Source organism: Paraburkholderia sp. EG286B, assembly GCF_040965655.1.
Lineage (GTDB): Bacteria > Pseudomonadota > Gammaproteobacteria > Burkholderiales > Burkholderiaceae > Paraburkholderia.
In genome coordinates this window covers 258,741-281,736 of record NZ_JBFRCF010000003.1, presented here as the reverse complement: position 1 = coordinate 281,736, position 22,996 = coordinate 258,741, and the positions used below count along the sequence as shown (strand labels likewise).

23 protein-coding genes are annotated in these 22,996 nt (G+C 63.3%); 11 read left to right on the top strand and 12 right to left on the bottom strand.

Annotated elements, in window-relative coordinates:
• Positions 1-48 precede the first annotated feature (48 nt).
• On the top strand, positions 49-1,071 hold the full coding sequence (locus AB4Y42_RS07450; RefSeq protein ID WP_368691054.1) for a LysR family transcriptional regulator: 1,023 nt from the start codon (positions 49-51) through the stop codon (positions 1,069-1,071).
• Here AB4Y42_RS07450 and mug read toward each other — a convergent pair.
• Together mug and AB4Y42_RS07440 are read right to left on the bottom strand one after the other, a co-directional pair.
• On the bottom strand, positions 1,057-1,623 hold the full coding sequence (gene mug / locus AB4Y42_RS07445; RefSeq protein WP_368693790.1) for a G/U mismatch-specific DNA glycosylase: 567 nt from the start codon (positions 1,621-1,623) through the stop codon (positions 1,057-1,059). The two genes, AB4Y42_RS07450 and mug, sit on opposite strands and share 15 nt — an antisense overlap.
• The gene (locus AB4Y42_RS07440) at positions 1,616-2,581 is read right to left on the bottom strand and encodes a GlxA family transcriptional regulator (protein WP_368691056.1); all 966 of its coding nucleotides are present in this window, start codon (positions 2,579-2,581) and stop codon (positions 1,616-1,618) included. Before AB4Y42_RS07440 ends, mug begins: the two co-directional genes overlap by 8 nt.
• A 311-nt stretch (positions 2,582-2,892) precedes the next feature.
• Between AB4Y42_RS07440 and AB4Y42_RS07435 the strand changes: the two genes are divergently transcribed.
• From AB4Y42_RS07435 to AB4Y42_RS07420, 4 genes are all read left to right on the top strand, one after another.
• The gene (locus AB4Y42_RS07435) at positions 2,893-5,718 is read left to right on the top strand and encodes a 2-oxoglutarate dehydrogenase E1 component (protein WP_368693789.1); all 2,826 of its coding nucleotides are present in this window, start codon (positions 2,893-2,895) and stop codon (positions 5,716-5,718) included.
• Between the two features lie 7 nt (positions 5,719-5,725).
• On the top strand, positions 5,726-6,304 hold the full coding sequence (locus tag AB4Y42_RS07430; RefSeq protein WP_324162088.1) for an AraC family transcriptional regulator: 579 nt from the start codon (positions 5,726-5,728) through the stop codon (positions 6,302-6,304).
• 25 nt (positions 6,305-6,329) lie between these two features.
• On the top strand, positions 6,330-6,629 hold the full coding sequence (locus AB4Y42_RS07425; protein ID WP_368691059.1) for an ArsR/SmtB family transcription factor: 300 nt from the start codon (positions 6,330-6,332) through the stop codon (positions 6,627-6,629).
• A gap of 70 nt (positions 6,630-6,699) precedes the next feature.
• Positions 6,700-7,644 (top strand): LysR substrate-binding domain-containing protein, encoded by a 945-nt coding sequence (locus AB4Y42_RS07420; RefSeq protein ID WP_368693788.1) that lies wholly within the window; start codon positions 6,700-6,702, stop codon positions 7,642-7,644.
• Here AB4Y42_RS07420 and AB4Y42_RS07415 read toward each other — a convergent pair.
• The 5 genes from AB4Y42_RS07415 to AB4Y42_RS07395 all read right to left on the bottom strand — a co-directional run bounded on the left by AB4Y42_RS07415 (position 7,641) and on the right by AB4Y42_RS07395 (position 13,180).
• A complete protein-coding gene (locus tag AB4Y42_RS07415) occupies positions 7,641-8,936 on the bottom strand; it encodes an HlyD family efflux transporter periplasmic adaptor subunit (protein ID WP_368693787.1) in 1,296 nt (431 codons plus the stop codon). The genes AB4Y42_RS07420 and AB4Y42_RS07415 overlap by 4 nt on opposite strands.
• A gap of 34 nt (positions 8,937-8,970) precedes the next feature.
• The gene (locus AB4Y42_RS07410; protein ID WP_368693786.1) at positions 8,971-10,494 is read right to left on the bottom strand and encodes an efflux transporter outer membrane subunit; all 1,524 of its coding nucleotides are present in this window, start codon (positions 10,492-10,494) and stop codon (positions 8,971-8,973) included.
• A gap of 56 nt (positions 10,495-10,550) precedes the next feature.
• Positions 10,551-10,988 carry a MarR family winged helix-turn-helix transcriptional regulator gene (locus tag AB4Y42_RS07405; RefSeq protein ID WP_368693785.1) on the bottom strand — a complete coding sequence of 146 codons (438 nt, stop codon included), beginning with the start codon at positions 10,986-10,988 and terminating at the stop codon, positions 10,551-10,553.
• A 103-nt stretch (positions 10,989-11,091) separates the two neighbouring features.
• Positions 11,092-12,654: a DHA2 family efflux MFS transporter permease subunit gene (locus AB4Y42_RS07400; RefSeq protein ID WP_368693784.1), complete on the bottom strand. Its 1,563-nt coding sequence runs from the start codon at positions 12,652-12,654 to the stop codon at positions 11,092-11,094.
• Between the two features lie 88 nt (positions 12,655-12,742).
• Positions 12,743-13,180, bottom strand: a complete 438-nt coding sequence (locus AB4Y42_RS07395) for a MarR family winged helix-turn-helix transcriptional regulator (protein ID WP_368693783.1) — start codon at positions 13,178-13,180, stop codon at positions 12,743-12,745.
• Positions 13,181-13,448: 268 nt separating this feature from the next.
• Here AB4Y42_RS07395 and AB4Y42_RS07390 point away from each other — a divergent pair, with 268 nt between their 5' ends.
• The 4 genes from AB4Y42_RS07390 to AB4Y42_RS07375 all read left to right on the top strand — a co-directional run bounded on the left by AB4Y42_RS07390 (position 13,449) and on the right by AB4Y42_RS07375 (position 15,927).
• Complete coding sequence (locus tag AB4Y42_RS07390; RefSeq protein ID WP_368691066.1) at positions 13,449-13,871, top strand: VOC family protein; 423 nt, start codon at positions 13,449-13,451, stop codon at positions 13,869-13,871.
• Between the two features lie 260 nt (positions 13,872-14,131).
• Complete coding sequence (locus tag AB4Y42_RS07385) at positions 14,132-14,842, top strand: SDR family NAD(P)-dependent oxidoreductase (protein WP_368693782.1); 711 nt, start codon at positions 14,132-14,134, stop codon at positions 14,840-14,842.
• A 92-nt stretch (positions 14,843-14,934) separates the two neighbouring features.
• Entirely contained in the window at positions 14,935-15,168 is a 234-nt protein-coding gene (locus AB4Y42_RS07380; protein ID WP_018442101.1) for a 4-oxalocrotonate tautomerase family protein, read from the top strand.
• Between the two features lie 72 nt (positions 15,169-15,240).
• Positions 15,241-15,927: a type 1 glutamine amidotransferase domain-containing protein gene (locus AB4Y42_RS07375; protein WP_368693781.1), complete on the top strand. Its 687-nt coding sequence runs from the start codon at positions 15,241-15,243 to the stop codon at positions 15,925-15,927.
• Between the two features lie 134 nt (positions 15,928-16,061).
• Here the strand turns inward: AB4Y42_RS07375 and AB4Y42_RS07370 are convergent, their stop codons facing one another.
• Positions 16,062-17,315 carry a serine hydrolase domain-containing protein gene (locus AB4Y42_RS07370; RefSeq protein ID WP_368693780.1) on the bottom strand — a complete coding sequence of 418 codons (1,254 nt, stop codon included), beginning with the start codon at positions 17,313-17,315 and terminating at the stop codon, positions 16,062-16,064.
• A 251-nt stretch (positions 17,316-17,566) separates the two neighbouring features.
• On the opposite strand from AB4Y42_RS07370, the gene AB4Y42_RS07365 reads away from it, so the two are divergent.
• Together AB4Y42_RS07365 and AB4Y42_RS07360 are read left to right on the top strand one after the other, a co-directional pair.
• Positions 17,567-18,604 (top strand): diguanylate cyclase, encoded by a 1,038-nt coding sequence (locus AB4Y42_RS07365; RefSeq protein WP_368691070.1) that lies wholly within the window; start codon positions 17,567-17,569, stop codon positions 18,602-18,604.
• Positions 18,605-18,794: 190 nt separating this feature from the next.
• Positions 18,795-19,061 carry a DUF4148 domain-containing protein gene (locus tag AB4Y42_RS07360; RefSeq protein ID WP_069265932.1) on the top strand — a complete coding sequence of 89 codons (267 nt, stop codon included), beginning with the start codon at positions 18,795-18,797 and terminating at the stop codon, positions 19,059-19,061.
• A gap of 118 nt (positions 19,062-19,179) precedes the next feature.
• Here the strand turns inward: AB4Y42_RS07360 and yicI are convergent, their stop codons facing one another.
• The 4 genes from yicI to AB4Y42_RS07340 form a co-directional block, all read right to left on the bottom strand.
• On the bottom strand, positions 19,180-20,481 hold the full coding sequence (gene yicI / locus AB4Y42_RS07355) for an alpha-xylosidase (RefSeq protein WP_368693779.1): 1,302 nt from the start codon (positions 20,479-20,481) through the stop codon (positions 19,180-19,182).
• A 304-nt stretch (positions 20,482-20,785) separates the two neighbouring features.
• Positions 20,786-21,931, bottom strand: a complete 1,146-nt coding sequence (locus AB4Y42_RS07350; protein ID WP_368691071.1) for a hypothetical protein — start codon at positions 21,929-21,931, stop codon at positions 20,786-20,788.
• A gap of 304 nt (positions 21,932-22,235) precedes the next feature.
• Positions 22,236-22,415, bottom strand: coding sequence for a hypothetical protein (locus AB4Y42_RS07345; protein ID WP_368693778.1), 180 nt, complete (start codon positions 22,413-22,415; stop codon positions 22,236-22,238).
• Positions 22,416-22,556: 141 nt separating this feature from the next.
• On the bottom strand, positions 22,557-22,949 hold the full coding sequence (locus tag AB4Y42_RS07340) for a hypothetical protein (RefSeq protein WP_368691073.1): 393 nt from the start codon (positions 22,947-22,949) through the stop codon (positions 22,557-22,559).
• Positions 22,950-22,996: the final 47 nt, after the last annotated feature.

The window sequence follows — 22,996 nt, the reverse complement described above, 5'->3', positions numbered from 1 at the left end:
TTTTACTGTTGTTTTCCGTTTGCAAGAGATTCAGATTGGGAAGTCAAGATGGACAGATTACGTGAGATGGAGGTGTTTGTAGCCATCGTCGAACGCGGCAGCTTCAGCGCCGCATCCGATAAATTCGGCTTGTCGCGCGCGGCGGTCTCGCGGGCGGTCAACTCGCTCGAAACGCGCCTGGGCGCGCAGCTGCTCGCGCGTACGACACGCTCGGTCCGGCCCACGGACGCGGGTGTCGCTTACGTTGAAGCCTGCCGCAAGCTGCTGGATGGCATCAGCGATGCTGAGTCGCATATCGCCACGGATCTCGCCAACCCGGTGGGCACGCTCACGATTACAGCCCCGGTGCAACTCGGCCAGCGCTTCATCGCGCCGCTCGTCAACGCCTACACGATGCGCTATCCCGACGTCAGCGTGAACGCTGTTTACCTCGATCGTCCCACGCGCCTGCTCGAAGAAGGCGTGGATATCGCCATACGGATTGGTCATCTCGAAGACTCGTCGACATTCGCGGTGCGCCTGGGGTCCGTGCGGCGGCAGACCTTCGCGTCGCCCGCTTATCTCGCCGCGCATGGAGAGCCCATGCATCCGCGAGACCTGGCCGGCCACCATTGCGTTTCCTTTACCGGCGTTTCCCAACCGCTCGAGTGGACGTTTTACGAAAATAACGCAAAGATTCCTGTGCGGCTGCAGCCGCGCCTGATCGTGAATCTGGCGCCCGCCGCCATTTCGGCCGCGGAAGACGGCGTGGGTATCACGCAGTTGCTGTCTTATCAGGCCGCAAGCGAAGTCGCTTCCGGAAATCTGGTGCCGATTTTGCGGGCCTACGAGCCCGAATCGACGCCGGTCAGCCTGCTTCATGTCGAACGGCGCGGGACGAGTGGAAAGATCCGCTCCTTCGTGGAGTTCGTCACCGAAACGCTGCGCAACAACACCTATCTTCAATGTGCGAGCGGATTGACGAGCGAAGGCGAATGCGTTCCATGTCAAGGCAATCGCGAACTCGCCACGAGGCATTCCGAAGCGCATGCCCCATATCTACAACCGCTTGTTCATTCACTCGGCAACTGATGACAATTGAGCCGCAATACGAAGTTCGCGGTACGCGCTCGCCAGCGCGTCGAGGCTGAATGCGCGATTCAAGCCGCTCGGGTTCGGCAGCACCCACGCCTGCGCGCCGCCGAACCTGCTGGATTGCAAACCCCACTGGATATCCCGCTTGCCGGACATTTCGGCAAGCGCCATCTTGCCGAGAAAGGCGATAAACCGCGGCGCGTAGTGTTGAACCTTCAGCTCGAATTGCGCCGCGGCGGCCTGAATCTCCGCTCTCGACAACTCGTCCGCGCGTGCCGTCGCGCGCGAAACCGCCGTAGTCAGACCAAAGCCATGCTGCAGCAACTCACGGTCGTTCTCGGGGCGAAACTCCTGCGGCGTAAAACCTGCACGATGGAGCACACGCCAGAAGCGGTTCCCTCTGCCATCGAAGTGGCGCCCCGTGGCCGCCGCACGCATGCCCGGATTGATTCCGCAGAACAATACCGACAAGCCGGGCGCGATGATATCGGGAAGGCATGGCGCAGTATTGGCGTTTGCCGGTTCCGCCAGGGAATCGTCGCTATGCACTCGCCTCCCCGCGGAATCGCAGACGATATTGTTTTGGCGTGACGTTGAGGCGCCGCGAGAACGTCGTGCGCATATGCGTGGCGCTATGAAAACCGCATTTGAATGCGACCGTCTTGAGCGGCGCATCCGTATCCTCGAGGAGTTTCCTCGCCGTGTCGACGCGAACCTGCTCGACGAATACGGAGGGCGTCACCCTGGCGTTTTTCGCAAAGATGCGCGACAAGGTGCGCCGGCTCACGGCAGCCGCACTCGCCAGCGCCTCGATCGAAAGCGTATCGGTGATATGTTCGCTCACGTAGCGATACACCTTGCTGAGTATGGGGTCCTCGTCCTTGCCGGCGCCGATATACGGGCTGTATTGCGACTGACCGCCTTCGCGCTGGATATACACCACCAGCCGCTTCGCCACCCGCACCGCCAGTTCGTGTCCCCAGTCTTCCGCCACCAGCGCGAGGCACAGATCGATGCCCGCGGTCACGCCCGCCGACGTAAACAGCCGCCCGTCGCGCACGAAAATGCGGTCCGGCTGCACATTGGCGTGCGGGAATTCATTAGACAGACGGCCGGCATCCGACCAGTGGGTCGTCACTTCCTTGCCGTCGAGCAGCCCCGCATGTGCGAGCACGAATGCGCCGTTGCACACCGAACCAAAGCGGCTCGCGCTGCGCGCCTGGTTTTGCAGCCAGGCCAGAAACTCGTTCGACGGATGGACGTCGGGCAACTGGGGGCCTCCGGCTACGAGCAGCAGGTCCCATTGCACGTCGCTGTCGGCATAGCCACGCGAGACCGCCAGTTGCATGCCGTTCGAGCAGGTCACGGCGCCCGCCTCGCGACCGACGAGCGTCACCTCGTAGCGCTGATGCTCGGAGAGGAACGTATTCGCTTCGGCGAACACATCGAGTGGGCCTGCAACATCTAGCGCCTGCACACCATCGAATACAACAATGGCGACTTTCATGCCGTGACCTTCAGAGGTGGTGTCCCAACCAGGACCGTGGCGCAGCTTAACGCATCGTCGTTAGCGCATGCAGTCTGTCCCCGGAAAAAGTATTTTGCGCCGGTGTAACAAATCGGCAGCGTGGCCCAAAACGTCCACTAGTTGGCAGGCGGCGGCACCACGCGCGCATTTCGCCGGCTGCCCCGCCTAACTAGACTGTGTTCACGACTGCGGCTGGGCAAACAACCCGGGCGGACCGGAAGGCGTTATCGCCGTCACTCCACGTGTTGCGCCCCACATTGAACCGCACACCGACCAAAGGCGGATTCATCATGTTGAAAGAACGTCAGAGCTCTTTCCTCTTCGGGGGCAACGCCCCTTACGTCGAAGAGCAATATGAAACTTACCTGGCTGACCCGGATGCGGTCACCGGTGAATGGCGGGCGTGGTTCGATGCACTGCGCGAAACGCCCGCTATCGACGGCAGCGATCGCGACGACGAACCGCACGCCCCCGTCATTTCCAGCTTCGTCGAGCTTGCGAAGCGGCCGCCGCACGCGATCGTTCATGCCGACACCACCCTCGCGAATGACGCCGGCCTCGGCCTCGCGCGCAAGCAGGTCGCGGTACAGTCGCTGATCGCCGCGTTCCGCATGATCGGCACACGCACGGCCGATCTCGATCCGCTGATGTGGACGCCGCCGCGCGCCTACGCCGAGTTGACCCCGGCTTACTACGGCCTGACGGCCGCGGACATGGCGACGACCTTCAGCACCGCCGACACGTTCCTGTTCGACGACGACGCCACGCTGAAGGAACTCGTCGCGGCGCTGAAGCAAACCTACACGGGTACGCTCGGCGCCGAGTTCATGCATCTCACCGACGCCGAACAGCGGCGCTGGTGGCAGATGCAGTTCGAATCCACGCGGGCGAGGCCGTCGCTGCAGGCCGCCGAGAAACGCCGGCTGCTGGAACGCCTGAGCGCGGCAGAAGGCCTCGAGAAGTACCTTCACGCACGCTATGTCGGGCAAAAGCGCTTCTCGCTCGAAGGCGCGGAAGCGCTGATTCCGCTGCTCGACGAAGTCGTCCGCTACGGGGCTTCGAAAAATCTGCGCGCGGTGGTGATGGGCATGGCGCACCGCGGACGCCTGAATGTTCTGGTGAATATCGTCGGCAAGCCGTTGCGCGCGCTGTTCGACGAGTTCGATGGCAAGGATCCCGAAAGACTGCCCGCGGGCGACGTGAAGTATCACAAGGGCTTTACGAGTTCGGTCGATACGCCTGACGGGCCGGTCGAAGTGATGCTCGCGTTCAACCCCTCGCATCTGGAAATCGTCAACCCGGTCGTGCAAGGCATGGCTCGCGCCAAGGGCGAGCTCCTCGGCAGCGCGGACGGCGTCGAGGTTCTGCCGGTCGAGATTCACGGCGACGCGGCGATGTCCGGCCAGGGTGTCGTGATGGAAACCTTGAGCCTCTCCTATACGCGCGGCCACGGCACGGGCGGCACCCTGCATATCGTCGTCAACAACCAGATCGGCTTCACGACCTCCGATCCGCGCGACACGCGTTCGACGTTCTACACGACGGACGTCGCGAAGATGATCGAGGCGCCCGTCCTGCATGTGAATGGCGACGACCCCGAAGCCGTGGCGATGGCGGTGCGCCTTGCCCTCGACTATCGCACCGCGTTCAAGCGCAGCGTGGTCATCGATCTCGTGTGCTTCCGCAAATACGGCCACCAGGAACAGGACACGCCGGGCATCACGCAGCCGCTGATGTATCGCGCGATCGCCAGTCATCCCGGCGTGAGAACACGCTATGCGCAGAAGCTGATTCAGCAAGGCGTGCTGACCGCCGAAGAAGCCGAGGGCTATGTCAGCGAGCGGCGTCAACGGCTCAAGCAAGCGAACGAAACCGACGGCTCCGACGCGGCCTCTTCACGCGAGGAAGCGGCGAACGCGGCTTCTCACCCCACCCCGTCGACGGAAGCGCTGCGCAGTCTGGCGCAGCAGATTTCGACCGTTCCCGAAGGCCTGGCGCTGCATCCGCTCGTCAAGAAGATGATGACCGGGCGCCAGGAAATGGCCTCGGGAAAACGGCCGCTCGACTGGGGCATGGGCGAGCATCTGGCCTTCGCTTCGCTGCTCGCCGATGGGATCAGCGTTCGACTGAGCGGGCAAGATAGCGCGCGCGGGACGTTCAATCATCGTCACGCCGCGCTGCACGATCAAACACGCATGAACCGGCCGGATGGCGTCTACGTTCCGCTCGATCATCTCGGTGATGCGAGTGACCACGCGCCAGGCCGCTTCAGCGTGACGAACTCCATCCTCTCCGAGGCGGCGGTGCTCGCATTCGAGTACGGCTATACGACGGTGAACCGCGATGCGCTGGTGATCTGGGAAGCGCAATTCGGTGACTTCGCGAACGGCGCGCAAGTGGTGATCGACCAGTTCATCGCGGCGGCGGCCGCCAAATGGGGGCAACGCAGCGGCCTGACGCTCTTCCTTCCTCATGGGCAGGAAGGCGCGGGACCCGAGCATGCATCGGCGAGGCTCGAACGCTATCTGCAGCTGAGCGCGCAGGACAACATGCGCGTCGTCCAGCCGACCACGCCCGCGCAGCTGTTCCATGTGCTGCGCAGGCAGGCGCTCGCCGCCGATCGCCGCCCGCTTGTCGTCATGACGCCCAAGTCGCTGTTGCGTCACCCGGAAGCAATCAGCACGTTCGACGAATTGAGCGAGGGCGCATTCCGCGAGGTTCTGCCGGATATGCAGGTCGAGGCGTCGCGGGCATCCAGCGTCGAGCGCGTCGTCGTGGCCACGGGCAAGGTGTACTTCGAGTTGCTCGAGCATCGCCGCGCGGACGCGACCGACACGCCGATCATCCGCGTCGAACAGCTTTATCCGTTTCCCGCAAAACAGTTGGCCGCCGAACTCGCGCGCTATCCCAACCTGAAGACGGTCGTCTGGTGTCAGGAGGAGTCGCGCAACCAGGGCGCATGGAGTTTCGTCGAGCCGCAGTTGCGCGAGCTCCTGCCAACGGGCGCGAAGCTCGCCTACGCCGGTCCCGACGCCGGTGCATCGACCGCGCCGGGCTACCATTCGGCGCACGTCGCGCGGCAAGCCGCGCTGGTCGAACAGGCGTTCACGGGGTAACGGGCGCATGCGTGTCGCGATGATGCTCTATGCGGGTTTTCAACTGCTCGAGGTGAGCGGCCCGATGGATGTATTTCACGAAGCGAATCGCCTGTATGGCGGCGCGTTTTATGAACCGCACCTCGTCGGGACCTCGCCTGGGCCCGTGCCGTCTTCCAACGGCACGGCGGTGGGCACCACAGAATGCCTGTTCGAAACGCGCACGCCGTTCGACGTCGTCGTGGTGCCCGGGTCTCCCGTGGTCAGTTCGTCGAGTGAGCATCGCGAACTCGTGACGTGGCTCGGCGACGCCGGGCCCGGAACCCAAAGGATGGCCTGCATTTCCAATGGCGCGTTCCTGCTGGCGCGCGCCGGGGTTGCCGACCGCCGCTGGCTGACCACGCATTGGCGCGACGCTCACCGCCTCGCGGCCGAACATCCACGCGTGCACGTCATGTCCAATCCCGGCTGCCTGAAGGATGGCAACCTCTATTCGTCGGGCGGCGCAAGCGCCGGCATTCATCTGGCGCTGTCGATCGTGCGGGAAGACCTTGGGGAAAGCGCGGCGGGAACCATCGCCAGAACGTTGTTGATGCAGCCGCATTGAAGCACGCGAGAGCACAGGGAACGCCATGATAGACGCGAACCGGATTCACAAGGCCCTCGCCAATCCACTGCGGCGCGACATCCTCGCGTGGCTGAAGGTCCCCGCCGACACCTTTCCAGAGGGCCACGTCGATCTGGGCCACGGCGTACCCGCACACGCCATCCAGGCGCGCAGCGGGCTCTCGCAGTCCACCGTATCGGCGCACCTTGCCGTACTGGTCGAAGCGGGACTGCTCGTTTCGACGCGAGTCGGACAATGGATGTTTCTTTCACGTAACGAAGAAGTGATACGGACCTTTGCCGAACAGATTCGCCTGCATTTATAGGAGAATCTGGCGTGGCGCGAGTTGGCGTCGTAGTTGCGTGCAAGGCAGAACTATCCGTGGAAAACGCGTAATGGACAAGCTGGACATGATGCGGATTTTCGTCCGCATAGCGGAAGAAGGCAGCTTTACGGGCGCGGCCGCGCGCCTGGACATTCAAACCAACAATGCGTCGCGGGCGGTCTCGCAGCTCGAGTCGCAATTGCGTACGCGCCTGCTGCATCGGAGTACGCGGCGGCTTTCGCTAACCGAGGCGGGCCAGCGCTATCTGGAGCGCTGCGAGCGGATCCTCGCTTATGTCGACGAGGCCGAGGCAGAGGCGGCCAACGCACAGGTCGACCCTTCGGGGCGCCTACGCATTCATGCGTCGCCGAGCTTCGGCCAGGCCTATGTGGTGCCGGCGCTCGTGCGCTATCGCGAGCGGTATCCCGCGGTGTCGATCGAATTGACGTTGTCGCAGCACTCGCCCGATATCATCGAGGCCGGCTACGACGTGATGCTGCAGTTGAGTACAACGGAGTTGCCGGACTCGCGGCTCGTGTCACACCGGCTAGGCGATGTCCACAACGTGCTGTGTGCGGCACCCGCTTATCTGAATACGCACGGCGTGCCGCGCACGGTACGGGACCTTGAAGCGCATACGTGCCTGCAATTCGTCACGACGTTTTTTCCGCGCGATCGCTGGCATCTGCATGGCCCCAACGGCCGGGAAACCGTGGCGTTCCCGAATGCGCCCGTCGAAATCAATCTTCCCGATGCGCTCAGCGTCGCCCTGCGCGAAGGCGTGGGCATCGGCGCGCTGCCGATGTCGACGGCGCTGGCCATGCTCGATAGCGGCGCGCTGGTGCGGGTATTGCCCGAGTATCGTCTGCAGAGGCTCACTGCCTATGCGGTGCACGCCTCGCGCAAGTTCCTCGACGCCAAGATCAAGACGTTCATGGACTACCTGCGCGAGGCGGTGCCCAAAGCGCTTGCCGCGGATGCGCAAGCGCTTTGCCGGGCTGCCAGACTTCCTTAGCTCGCGTTGCCCTTATGATCGCGCGCCGCCACACGTTGCGGCGAGGGTTGTGACGCAGTTGCAGCCGCAGCGATTTCGTTTTGCTTGATGATCTTTTCGATCTCGCCATCGGCTTGCGCGTCGTACTGTGCGAAGACGTCGGTGCGATAGCGCGTGTTTTGCGCCGCGCCGAGCTGCGAGCCCGATTCGTCGTGCGTATCGGCATCCACCGTCATCGAAAGGCCGATGCGCAACGGACGCGCCGCGAGTTCGCGTGGATCGAGCGCGATACGCACCGGCAGGCGCTGCACGATCTTGATCCAGTTGCCCGTGGCGTTCTGCGCCGGCAGCGTCGCGAAGGCGCTCCCCGTGCCCGCCGAGAAGCCTTCGACGCGCCCGTGATACTTCACGCTCGAGCCATAGACATCGGCAGTGAGCGTCACCGGCTGGCCAATGCGCATGTGCTTGAGCTGCACTTCCTTGAAGTTCGCATCCACCCATACGCCGTCGAGCGGCACGATCGCCAACAGCGGCGTGCCGGGCGACACGCGCTCGCCCACCTGCACCTGGCGCTGCGCCACATAACCCGTCACGGGTGCGGGCAAGGTATCACGTGCATAGGCGAGCCAGGCCGCACGCACTTTCGAGGCGGCCGCCTGTACGTCCGGGTGCTGTTCGACCGACGTGCGATCGGTCAGTGCGTGATTCGCCGCCCCTTGCTGGCGTGCGGCGTCGAGCGCGGCCTGGGCGGCCTGTACCGCGTCGCGCGCGTGGGCGATGTCTTCGGCAGAAACGGCGCCCGAGTCCGCCACCGCCGTGCGACGGCGCAGATCGTCGTTGGCACGGGCCAGGTCCGATTCGCGTTGCGCCACGTTCGCCGCATAGAAGTCGTTGTTGACATAGAGGCCGCTCACGCGACGCACGGTCTGGCCGAGCGACGCTTCGGCATCGGCCAGCGCGATTCTTGCGTCGGCCGGATCGAGCGTCACGACCGGGTCACCCTGCTTCACGATCTGCGTGTCGTCGGTGTTGACGGCCACCACCGTGCCCGTGACCTGCGGCGTGAGCTGCACGAGATTGCCGCTGACATAGGCGTCGTCGGTCGATTCTTGAAAACGGCCTTCCGTGAAGTAGTACGCGCCATACGCCGCGCCCGCGATCAACGTCACGACGCCGAGCAGCGCGATCAGGCGCTTGCGGCGGCCCGGCGACGTGGGCTGCTTGTCGCCGTTGGCCGGGGCCGCTTGCGCGTCGCCTTTCTTCTCGTCGAGTTGATCTACCGGCTCGCGGTCGGTCGTGATCGTTTCGCTCATTTCAGTTCTCCTGACGGGTTTGCAAACGTGCCGTTCAACGCGCGGCAGCAATAACGGAATGGGTTTGAGGATTGGATTGCGCGGCAACGTCGGCGCCGTGACCGGCATCGGCCGAAGTGTCGACATAGCCGCCACCCAGATCCGAGGCCAGCGCGATCTGCTCGTCGCGGCGGTCCATCTTCAGGTTGGCGATGGCTTCGTCGGCGTTCAGTGCCGTGACGTCGGCGTTGAGCACCGTGAGCTGATTAGTCAGGCCGCCCTTGTATTGCGTGATCGCGAGCTGGTCGGCGTCGCGTGCCGCCTGCTGCGCGGTTTGGGCATCGACGAGCTGCGCATCGCTCGAATGGATCTGCGCGAGCTGCGTGGCCACGCCGCTGAGCGCGCCAATCAGCGTCTGATCGTAAGCGGCCACGGCGTAGTCGAACTCCGCGTAGCGGCCCTTCAACTGCGCACGCAGTTCGCCGCCGTCGAAGATCGGCAGGTGAACCGCGGGGCCGACCGACGCCGTGCGGCTCGCGGCGGTCAGGAAGCGGCCGAAGCCGAACGCGTCCAGACCGATCGCGGCGCTCAGGTTGATGTCTGGATAGAACTCGGCCTTCGCCTCCTTGACTTCGTGCGTGATCGCGTCCACGCGCCAGCGCGCCGCTACGATATCCGGGCGCCGGCTCACGAGGTCGGCGGGCAGGTTGTCCGGCAAACGCACCTCGTCGCCCACGCCGAGCGTCGGCCGCGTGATCGCGAGTCCGCGGTCGGGGCCCTTGCCCAGCAGCGCGGCCAGCTGGTAGCGCGTCGTGAGAATGCTGCCGTCGAGCGCGCTCACCCGCGAGCGGCTCGTCGCCAGGTTCGCCTGCGCGGTCTTGCGTTCCACCTGCGTGTCGAGGCCCGTGGCAATGCGGCCCGCCGTGATGCGGTCGATCTGCTCGCGGCGCGTGACTTCTTCCTGCGCGATGTCGCGCAGCGCATAGAGCCGCGCCAGCTGGTTGTAGGTGCGTGCGATCGAGGTATCCAGCGTGAGCTTGACCACTTCCTCGTCGGCCTCGCTCGCGGCCGTCTCCGAAACGGCTGCGCGCAGCGCCTCGCGGTTCTTGCCCCACAGGTCGAGATCGTAGGATGCGGTGAGCAGCCCCTTGTTTTCGGTCTGCCACGAACCGGCATACGGCGGCGGAATCAGCGCCGTGCTGCTGAACTGCTGGCGCGTGAGCGTGTAGCTGGCGTCCACGCGCGGCAGCGTGCCCGCCTTCGCGGTTTCGCTATAGGCCTGCGCCTGGGCCACGCGCGCCTTGGCCTGCTCGACGCTCGGGCTGCCCTGCAGCGCTTCGGCAATCAGCGCCTTCAGCTGCGCGTCGCCGAACTGGTCGACCCAATCGGCGGACGGCCAGTGCCCCTGTTCCTGCGGCAGGCTCTGCGCCGTCTCGAACTGTTGCGGCTGGGCCATCTGCTTGTCGCTATGGATGCCCGCGTAGTTGGCGCAAGCCGCCAGCGTGGCCATTGCGATCGCCGATACGCCCAGCTTCAGCGTACGGGCACCGATGCTTGCTCTAGAAGTCTGAGATTTCATTTTCTGACATATCAGATTAATGGTCGAAAAAAAGCGCGGCACCACGGCCGCACCGTTTAGTCGTCTGCGAACTTGCGAAGCAGGCGGTTCAGTTCGGCGAACTCCGCCTTGGTGAATTTGCGCAGGCGTGCGTTCAACACTTGCGGCGCGACTTCCGGAATCTGCTCCGCCGTTTTGAGTCCCTTTGCCGTGAGGTGCAGATTGACCACACGACGGTCGTCTGCGTCGCGGGAACGCTCCAGCAGACCCTTCGTTTCCAGCTTGTCCAGCATCCGCGTCATGAGGCCCGTATCGATGCCGAGCAACTTCGACAGTTCGAACGGCGTGGTCGCCACATCCTGCATCAGGGAAACCAGAATGCCCATTTGCTGGCCCGTGATCCCGAGGTCCTTGAGCGCCGCGTCCATTTCCGCGACGATCACATTGCGCGCCTTGACGATCCTGAAACCGACACTTTCCGTAAGCATGAAATTTTTTGTCGTATAGTGGTCCATCGCGACATCCTCCGTGTTGAACAGCACAATATCTGCATTATCAGATACTGTCAAGATAAACACGCTAGTGCATTGCCGTCTGAACCGGGTTCAACCGCAGTATTCAGTGTCCGCCAGCGGCTGCCGCGCCCGCGCCACCGCCCTTGACCGGCCTCGTCACCCAGATCAGCGGGATGATGACGACGAAGATCACCGCCGAGATCCAGAAGATGTCGTTCAACCCCAGCATGGTGGCCTGCGCGTTGAGCGAGCTTTCGTAAAAGGCCGTGGCCTTGGGAATGCCGCCACCCAGCGTCGCCTGCAGGTGCGCAATGGCGCCGGTGAAAGCCGGATTCTCCACGCTCGTCTGCTCGGCGAGCCGGGCGTGATGGAGGATCGTGCGGTCGTTCCAGGCGTTGCTCATGAGCGACGTGCCCACGGCGCCGGCGAAAATGCGCGCGAAGTTGGACAGGCCCGCGGCCGCCGGAATCTCGTCGGGCCGCAGACCCGAGAGGATGATGCCAGTGAGCGGCGTGAAGAACAGCGCCGTGGGAATGCCTTGCAGCAGCGTCGGCAGAATCAGCGTCCACGCATCCACACCGGTCGTGTAGTTCGCGCGCATGAAGAACACGGCGGCGAAGCCCACGAACGCCAGGGTGGCTAGCACCCGCAAATCGGAGCGCGGCATGACCTTGCCCATCACGGGGGCCAGGATCACCGCGAAAATCCCCAGCGGCGCGGTAACGAGCCCCGCATCCACCGCGCGGTAGCCGAGAAAGCCCTGAATCCACTGCGGCAGGATCACGAGGTTTGCAAAGAAGATCGCATACGCGACCGAAATCGCAATCGTGCCGCCGAGGAAGTTGCGTTTGGCGAATAGCCGCAGGTTGACGATCGGTTTTTCCTCAGTCAATTCCCAGATCAGGAAGAACACGAAGCTGACCGCGGCGACGATCGTGAGCACCCAGATGACCGGCGAGCTGAACCAGTCGAGATCCTTGCCCTTGTCGAGCATGATCTGCAGCGGCGCGACCCACGCGATAAGCGAGATCAGCCCGACCTTGTCGATGGGCAGTTTGCGTGCCGGCGTCTCGCGGTCGCGATAGATTGCCCAGACCACGCCGGCGGCAAAGAGGCCGACCGGCACGTTGATATAGAAGATCCACGACCAGCTGTAGCTGTCGGTGATCCAGCCGCCGAGCGCCGGGCCCGCGATCGGTCCAACGGTTGCGGTCATCGCCCACAGCGCCAGCGCGTTCGAACTCTTTTCCTTTGGAAACGAAGCGAGCAGCAAGGCTTGCGACAACGGCACCAGCGGCCCCGCCACCGCGCCCTGAACGATACGGGCGACGAGCAGTGTCAACAGGTTCGGGGCCATACCGCACGCTGCCGACGAGAGCACGAACAGCAGGATCGCCCAGACGAACAGCTTGACCTGGCCCACGCGCTGCGTCAGCCACCCGGTCAACGGGATGGACACCGCGTTGGCCGCGGCAAACAGCGTAATGACCCACGTGCCTTCGTCGATCGACACGCCGAGGTTGCCGGAGAGCGTGGGAATCGCGACGTTTGCAATCGACGAATCCAGCACGTTCATAAAGGTGGCGAGCGCCACGGCGAAGGTGCCGAGCGCGAACTTCGCGCCGGTCAGCTGGGCCGGCCCGCCTGGGTTGGTCGATGGATTCATGTTAGGTTCTCTCGTCTGGATGCGAATGTCCCGTCAAGCACGGGCAGTTATCTGACATGTCTGATAATTGGGCAAAAAAAACGCCGCCCTAGCCATGGAGCAGTCTGGAAAGCAGCGTGCTCAAGGCGTCGAAGTCGGACTTCGAGAAGTGCGAGAGCCGCTCGCTCCAGGCACCGGGGGCAACGTCTGCGTTGCGGGCCGCGACCGAGCGGCCCTCCCGCGTCAACGAAACGTCCACGAGGCGACGATCCGTGCCGTTGCGCTCACGCTCCACGAGCCCGCTGGTTTCGAGCTTGTCCAGCACGCGGGTCATCCGGGCCGGGTGGACGCCAAGCAGCTTTGCCAGCGCCGCCGGCGTTTTCGCGCTCCCGCCGGCCAGCGTCAGCAGAATGCCGCGCTCCTGGAGGTTCAGCCCGGCGTCCTTGAGCCCTGCCCTGAGTTCGGTGGCCATCAGGTGGTGCGCCTGACCGAGCACGAACACCAGCTTCTGCGTGCGCTCGAAATCTTCATTGACGGGATCGCTCATCGATTGCCCTCCTCGATATCTGACGCGGACTATATCTGACATTGCAGATGTGTGCAAGGAAGTTTCCGCGGCCGCATGGGACGGGCCGGCGCCTCGATGCAGCGCCCAACCGCCTTCTGCGCGCGACGCGATACACCGTGTAAAAAGTGATGTGACCGGCAAGCGATAATCGACGCCGATCTTCACAGCTATATTGTTTCGGCAGGGATTGGATCCGTGAAGTGCGCAACGCCGGATCGATGCACTCTTTATTCAGGAGAATCGAAGCATGACTGACAAACCGCTTACGCTGGGCATCGATCATGTCGGACTGACTGTGCGCGACCTGAATCTCACGCGTGACTTCTTCGTGAATTGCCTGGGCTGGAAACAGGTTGGCGAAAGGCCCAGTTATCCGGCTGCGTTCGTCTCGGACGGTCACGTCATGTTGACGCTCTGGCAGGTGACCGATCCGAACCGCCTCGTCGAGTTCGACCGCAAGACCCATGTGGGCCTGCATCATCTTGCCTTGCGCGTAGGCAGCGAGGTAGCGCTCAACGATATCTTCTCGCGCGTGACCGCCTGGCCCGGTGTGAAAATCGAGTTTGCGCCGGAGAACCTCGGCCCGGGGCCGAAGCGCCACACCATGGTGTACGAGCCGGGCGGGATCAGGCTCGAGTTCGACCACGATCCGCGCACGCAGGCCTCCTGAGGCTCGCAGTGATCCGCGTGTGAGCGCTCACGCGGTCAGGCCGGACCATTTTAGTCAGTTATCCAAAGCGAAACAGGCGTCATTCGCATGAAGTTCATTCGCTGCGCGCCGTCACGCCCAACCTGCAGTCATTTGTTCCTGCGACTCACAACTGTTTGTCCGCGTCCTGTATTCAAACCGGGGGCATGGATGCGTAAATTGGTCGTCATCGGAGCAGCAAGCCCGATCAAAAACAGAGTCCAACTTACTTCGAGGTTCATATGAGTCAAGCCCCCAAAGTCATCGTGATCACCGGCGCATCGCAAGGCATCGGCGCCGAAGCGGCCAAGGCATTCCGCGCGCTCGGCCACAAGGTGGTCGCCACCTCGCGCAACATCAAACAGACTGACGATAGCGATCTCGTCGCAGTGGCGGGCGATATCGCCGATCCGGCCACGGCGCGCCGCGTCATCGAAACGGCTGTCTCGCGCTTTGGCCGTGTCGATACGTTGATCAACAACGCGGGCATTTTCATCGCGAAGCCGTTCACGCACTACACCGCGGAAGACTACGCAGCGATCAAGGGCACCAACCTCGACGGCTTCTTCCATATCACGCAGCTCGCAATCGCGGAGATGGAAAAGCACGAGAGCGGCCACGTCGTCACGATCACGACGACGCTCGTCGATCACGCGATCGACGGCGTGCCGTCGGTGCTGGCCTCGCTGAGCAAGGGCGGTCTCGCCGCCGCCACGCGCTCGCTGGCGATCGAGTACGCGAAGCGCGGCATTCGCGCCAACGCGGTATCGCCCGGCATCATCAAGTCGCCGATGCACGCGCCCGAAACCCACGCCGCACTCGGCGCGCTGCATCCGATGGGGCATATGGGCGAGATGAGCGACATCGTCAACGCGATCCTCTATCTCGACTCGGCGCCCTTCGTGACGGGCGAAATCCTCCACGTCGACGGCGGCCAGGTCGCCGGCCACTAAAGGCGCACTGCGCTCCACGGGGCCCCACCGGGCCGACGAGGGAGCGCCGCTCGCCGGCGCTCCCCGCAACGATCACCATCGAGGAAAGCGAAATGCCGATCGTCACAATTCAGGTTACACGCGAGGGCACGCGGCCCGGCACGGATTCCGTCACGGCGGAAGAAAAGGCCCAGCTCATCAAGGGCGTGAGCCAGCTCCTGCTCGACGTGCTGAACAAACCGCTGGAGGCGACCTTCGTCGTCATCGAAGAAGTGCCAACGGAAAACTGGGGATGGGGTGGCCTGCCTACCGACGTCTATCGACGACAGAAGGGACTCATCAAGTAAGCGCGCTCGGCCCGCTCGAGAGCGGGCCGAGCGCAATTCGTTGTGAAAACGTACGTATTCAAGGAGAACGTCATGAAGATTCTTATGGTTTTGACTTCGCACGACGAACTGGGCAATACGGGACGCAAGACCGGGTTCTGGCTCGAGGAACTCGCCGCGCCGTACTACGTGTTCAAGGACGCCGGCGTGCAGATCGTGCTCGCGTCGCCCAAGGGTGGCAAACCTCCGCTCGACCCCAAGAGCAACGAGCCGGACTTTCAGACCGACCTGACGCGTCGCTTCGAAGCCGACCCGGCTGCGTTGGCGGATCTGGGCAACACGGCAAAGCTCAAGGATGTCGCCCACGACGCATTCGACGCCGTCTTCTACCCCGGCGGCCACGGCCCGATGTGGGATCTCGCAGAAGACCCGGACTCTATCGGCCTGATCGAGCGCACGATCGCAGCCGGCAAGCCGGTCGATCTCGTCTGCCACGCACCCGGCGTGCTGCGCCACGTGAAGAGTCCCGACGGCAAGCCACTCGTCAACGGCAAGTCGGTCACGGGCTTTACGAATAGCGAAGAAGAAGCGGTTGGCCTGACCAAGGTGGTGCCGTTCCTCGTTGAAGACGAACTCAAGGCGAAGGGCGGCAACTATTCGAAGGGCCCCGACTGGCAGCCGTATGTGCTCGAAGACGGGCTACTGCTCACCGGGCAGAATCCCGCGTCGTCGGGGCCGGCCGCCAAGGCATTGCTGGAGAAGCTGGGCAAGCGTCACTGAGTCTCGGCCCTCGAGAGCAGGATAATGGCGGCTGCCCGGCTCGGGGGCCGCCCCAGCCCCCACAACAACCGCCAAAATCCAGGTAACAGGCCGCTTATATTTTCATTGCCACTCGCGCACGCTAAACGCGCTGCTCAGCGTTCGCACTCCGTGATCGCGCTGTAAACGAGCGTGCGCAACTGCCGGCGAATCGGATACGCAGTCGAAGGCAGAAGCTGGGTGAGAAACAGCACGATCATGTCCTCGCGAGGATCGGCCCAGAAGAAGGTACTGGCCGCGCCGCCCCAGAAGAAGTCGCCCGCGCTGCCCGGAATCAGCGTGGATGCGGGCGCAATCGTCGTGGCGAAGCCGAGCCCGAAGCCCACGCCTTCGTAAGCCGCTTCGGTGAACATCGAGCGCGAGAGGCGCGGCAGGTCGACGCCGCCCGGCAGATGGTTGGCGGTCATCAGCGCGATGGTCTTCGGCCCCAGCAGCCGCACGCCGTCCAGCTCGCCGCCCCGCAGCAGCATGCGCGCGAAGCGCATGTAGTCGGCCGCCGTGGAAACGAGGCCGCCGCCGCCCGAAACGAACGAGGGCGGCTCGCGATACGGGCTCGTGTGAGGATCGTCCTGCAGCTCCGGACCTTTTTCGGAGACGACCTTCGAACCGAGCGTGCCGATGGCATAGCAGGCGCAGAAACGCGACACCTTCTCCTGTGGCACGTAAAAGGCCGTATCGACCATGCCGAGCGGCTCGAAGATCCGCGTTTTCAGAAAGTCCTCGAAGGCCATGCCGCTGACCTTGCCGACGAGATAGCCGAGCACGTCCGTGGAAACCGAATAGTTCCAGGCCTCGCCCGGCGAAAATTCCAGCGGCAGCGTGGCCAGCTTCTCGATCATTTCGTCGAGCGTGCCCGCGGTCGCAAGCTCGCCCACCTTCAGCTTGCGATAAGCCGCATCGACATTGGTGTTCTGCTGAAACCCGTAGGTCAGCCCCGAGGTATGCCGCAACAGGTCGACCACGCGCATCGGGCGCGCGCTCGCGCGCGTCTGGAAGCTCTCCATGAAACCGCCCGCGTACACGCCAAGTTTTTCCCACGACGGGATGTACTTGCTGACGGGGTCGTCGAGCGCGATCTTGCACTCCTCGACCAGCATCATGATCGCCACCGAGGTAATGGGTTTGGTCATCGAGTAGATGCGGAAGATCGAGTCCTCGGCCATCGGCGTGCGCCGTTCGCGATCCGCGAGACCCAGCACCGAATTCAGCGCGAGTTCGCCGCGCCGCCACACCTGCGTGACGGCGCCAGCGAGCGTGCCGGATGCGACGTAGTTCTCATCGAGAAAACGTTCGATCCGCGCGAGCCGCTCACACGACATACCCTGCTTTTCCAGACCTTCCCTACCCATGACGCCTCCTTTGATGGATTGACCGAGCGAATTCGGAACCGATGGATTGCACGCGATGCGCGTCACAGTATCGGTCATTCGGCGCGAAGTCGCATTGCATTGCGTATCGGCGCCATGCGCGTTGAAATTTCGTTTTTTTAGCGCCTCGACACGCAGTATGTGTGGGGTACACTACCGGGCGACAAAATACAGAATTACAGCGGGGGGCTGCCATGGGCGAGACGGAAACACATTCCTGGCCCGGGAAAGCGTTGTTTCGTGCATTTCCGAAGGACCCAGAGAAGGAGCAGGCCGTACTGCGCATCACGCTCGGTTCCGTCGTTCTTCTCGCCTACCTCGTTGCCTGCTCGATCTATCGCTCGACCCACGTCTACGCAACGCTTCTGGCGGTCACCGCTTATGTGGCGTTCGGCGTCATATCGTATGTGGCAGTCACCGTCGCGCCAGCGCGCTCTCTCGTGCGCCTCACGCTCGCCACGATCGCCGATCAGGCCATCGTCACCGGCGCGCTGGCCGTGGGCGGAACGGCCGCGCTGCCGCTCCTGTGGGTGGCCTTCTGGTTTCTGGTCGGCGCGGGCTGCCGCTATGGCCAGCGCATGCTGGGCCTTTCCTGTGTCGTGGCGCTCGTCGGCATCATGGGCCTGATGCATTGGCAACCGTGGTGGGGCGCCAATATCACGGCCGCGCTTGGCATTGCGCTCAGCATCGTGGCGACGTCCATCTATCTGGCGGTGCTCGTCCACCGGCTGGAACGCCAGGCTTCGACCGATCCGCTCACCGGGCTCTACAACCGTGTGCGTCTCGAGCAGGCCATCGGGCGCACGCTCTTTACGCGCACCGCCGAGGTCGATCGCACGGCGATGCTGCTCGTCGATCTCGACGGCTTCAAGGAAGTGAACGACTCCTTCGGGCACGCGGTGGGCGACGAACTGCTGCGCAGCTTCGCCGCGGCACTGGTGCGGCGCATGCGGCGCGGCGATACGCTCGCGAGACTGGGCGGCGACGAGTTCGTGGTGCTGGCGCGGCACGTCTACGACAAGAACGACGCACTGACCGTCGCCAACAGCATCCACGCGATTCTCGCCAACATGCGCACCGTGGGCGGCTATCCGGTGACCGTGTCGTGCAGCATCGGCGTGTGCCTGCTCACGGAAGGCAGCGGCAGCCGCTCGCTCGATGCGCGAACCCTGATGCGCGCCGTGGACAGCGCCATGTACCGGGCCAAGTCGCGCGGCATGGGCAAGACCGAGTTCGTCGATACGGTCGGCGTCGTGCCCGGCATGGTCTGACCCCGCTCGCTCCCGTCTCGTTCGGGAAATGGTGGGCTGGCGCCACGGTCGTGCCCGGATTGTTCTCCTGGCGGAAACAGTGAATTCGGCTATTAGGTATTTACCCTAGTCCCTGACCTGCTACACTGACTTCACCGCTGCTTACAACCCTGTAGGCAGTTCAAGAAGAAAGTAAATCTGGAGGTTAGTCATGAAATCGCTCGTCCAAGCCGTTGTTATCGCTGCCGCCCTCGCCGCTCCCGTTGCCGTGTTCGCCCAGTCGAACCAGCCCGTGACCCGCGCACAAGTCCGTGCAGACATGGTCCAGGTCGAAAAGGCCGGCTTCAATCCGGCACGTTCGAACCCCAATGAATATCCGGCGAACGTTCAGGCTGCCGAAGCTCGCGTCGCTGCGCAAAACAGCGCAGTGGGCGGCGTGAACAACGGTTCGTCGCAAGCCGGTCAGGCAGCGCAGTAAGCTGCCCGGCTGAATTGCCGCGCTTTGTAGTCGTTGCCTTCTGGCCCGCCATCGCAGTGTCTTGCGATGGCGGGCCAGTTGTATTTCTGGCGTCCGCAACGCCTCGCGTAGCGCCTTGTTAAGCCTGAATGCGCAACACGACCTCTCCGTCACCCGCCGGTAACTGCACCTGCACGCCCAACTCCCCGGCTTGCGACTTCAGCCCACCGGCATCGCGCAGTTCGGGCCATTGCCGCAGCGTCAGCGGTAGCGGTCCCTTCACGCCGTCGTAGCGCACATTCAGCGTATCGCCGCGCCGGGTCACGCTCACCTGTGTCACGCGCGCGCCGCGCTGGTCGCGCAGCGTCACGGCCGCGCTCGCACCATCGGCCAGTTCGAACAGATGCAGTTCGCTGCGCGATGCGTAGTCGTAGTCGGGACGCTGGTCCTCGGCGCCGATCGCGAGCAGCGTATTCGGCCGCACGTAAATCGGCAGGCTTAGAAACCCGTGCCGCTCGCGCACCCACCTGCCGCCCTCGACCTGCCGGCCCGTGAACAGATGCGTCCAGCGGCCCGCCGGCAACCAGAAGTCCACGTCGCCCGCGGCGTTGAAGACCGGCGCCACAAGCAGCGATTCACCGAGCAGATACTGGCGGTCCAGATGCTCGCAGGCTGGGTCGGCGGGAAACTCCAGCAGCATGGCGCGCAGCATCGGCGTGCCGTGATCGACCGCCTGCTGCGCGGCGTCGAACAGGTACGGCATGAGGCGCGACTTCCATTCGGTGAAATGGCGCACCACCTCCACGGCTTCGTCGTCGAACAGCCATGGAACGCGATACGACTTGCTGCCGTGCAGGCGGCTGTGGCTCGACAGCAGCCCGAACGCGCACCAGCGCTTGTAGACGTCGGCGGGCGCGGTGTGCTCGAATCCGCCGATGTCGTGGCTCCAGAAACCGAAGCCGCTCAGGCCTAGCGAGAGGCCGCCGCGCAACGTCTCGGCCATCGATTCGTAGGTCGCGCTGCAGTCGCCGCCCCAATGCACGGGCAACTGCTGGCTGCCCACGGTGCCGGAGCGCGCGAACACCACCGCTTCGCCCTCGCCGCGCACGTCGCGCAGCACGTCGAACACCACCTTGTTGTAGAGGTAGCTGTAGTAGTTGTGCATCTTCTGCGGATCGGAGCCGTCGTGGTAGACCACGTCGGTGGGAATGCGCTCGCCGAAATCCGTCTTGAAGCAGTCCACGCCCATTTCCAGCAAACGCCTCAGATGTCCCGCATACCACTGTGCCGCGGCGGGATTCGTGAAGTCGACGATGCCCTGGCCGGGCTGCCAGCGGTCCCACTGCCACACGTCGCCGTTGGGCTTGCGCAGGAGGTAGCCTTTCGCCATGCCTTCGGCGAACAGTGGCGAGGGTTGCGCGATATACGGATTGATCCACACGCAGATCTTCAGCCCGCGCGCCTTGCGTGAAGCGCTCCAGCACGGCTTTGGGCGTGGGGCCGTCGATCACGTAGTATTCGAGCCGCTCGCCCGGTGAATCATCCGGAAAACGTTTCGGAGTTCCCGAATACCCATGCGCTGGTTGAATGATGTTGGAATGTGTGCGGGCTCGCGGAGCCCGCACGGTGCGAAACATCATAACCGTAAGTCAGCGATAGGCCGAATAAGGCGAAGAAGCAGAAATGCCAGCGGACGTTCCTCACGTCCGCTGGCTGAGCGCCAGGCAGGGCCTGAAACTTTGCCTCTATTGTGTCGAGAACACCGATATCCCGCCATTCGGGAATGCCGCCGACCCGGGCTGGTACGGCACGAAGACCTCGCCGAGGCTGCTGTCGATGCCAACCGAGTGCGCGCCTGTCCCCACCGCCACGGTGTAAATGAGCTTGCGCGTCGCGCCGTCGATCACACCCATGGTCGGGGTAAAGCCCGAAGACGCCGCGGTGCCGCTCGTGACGTAGTGGCGCGCAGGCAGGAAGTAGCGATTCGACGCGGGATCATAAGCCACCTGGTCCACGCCGCCGAACGGCACGGATGCGAGTTGCGTACCCGTATTGCGATCGAGGATCAGCGTAATGAGCGGATCGCCCGCAGAAGGATCGCAACCAATCAGCACGTCGCTGTTGGGACCGAGCGCAATGCCGGCGGGGCCGCATTTGCCGAGCGCAAACGCCTTGCTCACCGCAGGCGCGCCCGACGTGACCGAACTGGCGGTGATCACGTCGAGTTCGCCGTCGGGGTTGGCGGTGGTGCCGTCGTTGTTGATGAGAAAGTTCTTCGAGGCCGGATCGTACACGCAGGCTTCCAGGCCTGAAGAGCCGTTGAATACCAGTTTGTTCACGACAGTTTGCGTCGTGGTCGAAATGAAGGTCACGTAGGGCGGCGTGTCGCCGGGGCTCGCAAACATGACGAGATGGTCGTCGGGATCGTAGCAGCCTTCATCGACGCGCGAGCCCGACGTGCTGATGGGGATCGTCTTGACCGTTTGCATCGCGGACGTGTCGACGATCTTCACGCTATCGACGTCCCCTACGTACAGCGTATTCATTCCCGTCACGCCCACGATGCCGTCAGGTCCGGACGCATCGGTGCTCGCGCCCGCACCGGTGAAGTTGCCCGGAATCTGCGCGAGCAGCGCTTTCGTTTTGGTATCGACGACATCGACGGACTTGTTGTTGCGATCGGCCAGATAGTACCGGCCCGCTTCCACATAGCCGATATCGAAACTGAACGCCGGGCTCGTCGTATTGGGCACGGTAATGTTCGAGAGCAGTTTGGGCGCGGACGGCGTGGCCGCGGCCGACGCCGGGTTGGAACTGGAGGAGTCCGATCCTCCGCAACCGGCAACGGCCACCGTCGCCGCGAGTAGAAAGGCCAATAAGGGTTTATTCATCAGTCGGCTCCTTTGAGCAGCAGAACAGGTGGATCAACACGCGAATGCCTCTCGGAATCTGCGGGAGCGCCTCGACGAATCGCCATCGCGCTGCGGCTCACATCATCCATTTTCTTGAAGCGGCCGAACGGCGGGCTTCGATCTGGACGTAAGAATGCGCAAGGAGCGGTAATAATGCACAGCAAAGAAATTGATCGTTTCCATTTAAAAGCGCGTATGCATGTATGGCTCTAGAAACTTGTCGATGAATAGAACCATCGCGCCCAGTAAGTTTCGGTTCACGCCTTTATTGCTGGAATGAAACTCAGAATTGATCAGGTCGGGAAAAGAATTTCGGCGTGCTGCGCCGCGCCATTTCCTGCACTGCCGTGCCGCGATGGCCTTGAAGCGCGCGCTTCAGCTTGTCGTTGAGGTTTTGATGCGAAGGCACATCGAGATGCGGAGTTTGACGCGGCGTCGGTTGAGCCGCGTGCGAACGGGACACGCATGTAAGGTTCGGTTGTGAAGTCGAAAGCGACATTGGCGGTCATTCGAAGATCAAGCCGCCAGAAATAAAAGAGAGGCCAGGGAAAAGCCTGACCTCCGTTTGATTCACCAGGAATATAAGCGCGCCGGAATCAGAAGTTCAAAGCGGCACGTCCTCGATCAAACGCGCTTTCAACGCGCGAATACGCTGATCGACGAAATAGCCGCCGCCTTCCGTATAACGAAGATAAAGGCGTCTGCACACCGTGCATTGCCACACGCCGCAACGGTTATACGGAAAGTACCGGGGCGCGATCGGCGCATTTTCCGACCAGTAGCCCACCTCTCCCGGCAGATGTTCGGCGAAGGTCGGTTCGGCTTCGTCCGCGCTAACGAGCGTGCCGATCTGTTCCAGCTGCCGCTCGTCGAGCGAGAGCGGCTGCGATTGCCAGCCATCCAGCGGCGTTTTCGTGCAGGTGCAAGGCGGCGGGTCGGTTTGCTCCGCGTGTTCGGCGAGTTCGCGCAGCGCGGCAGCGTCTAGGTATCGGGGCATGGAACAAGAGTGGATCTGCGGTTGAGCGAGGGAGCACAGGCTCCAGC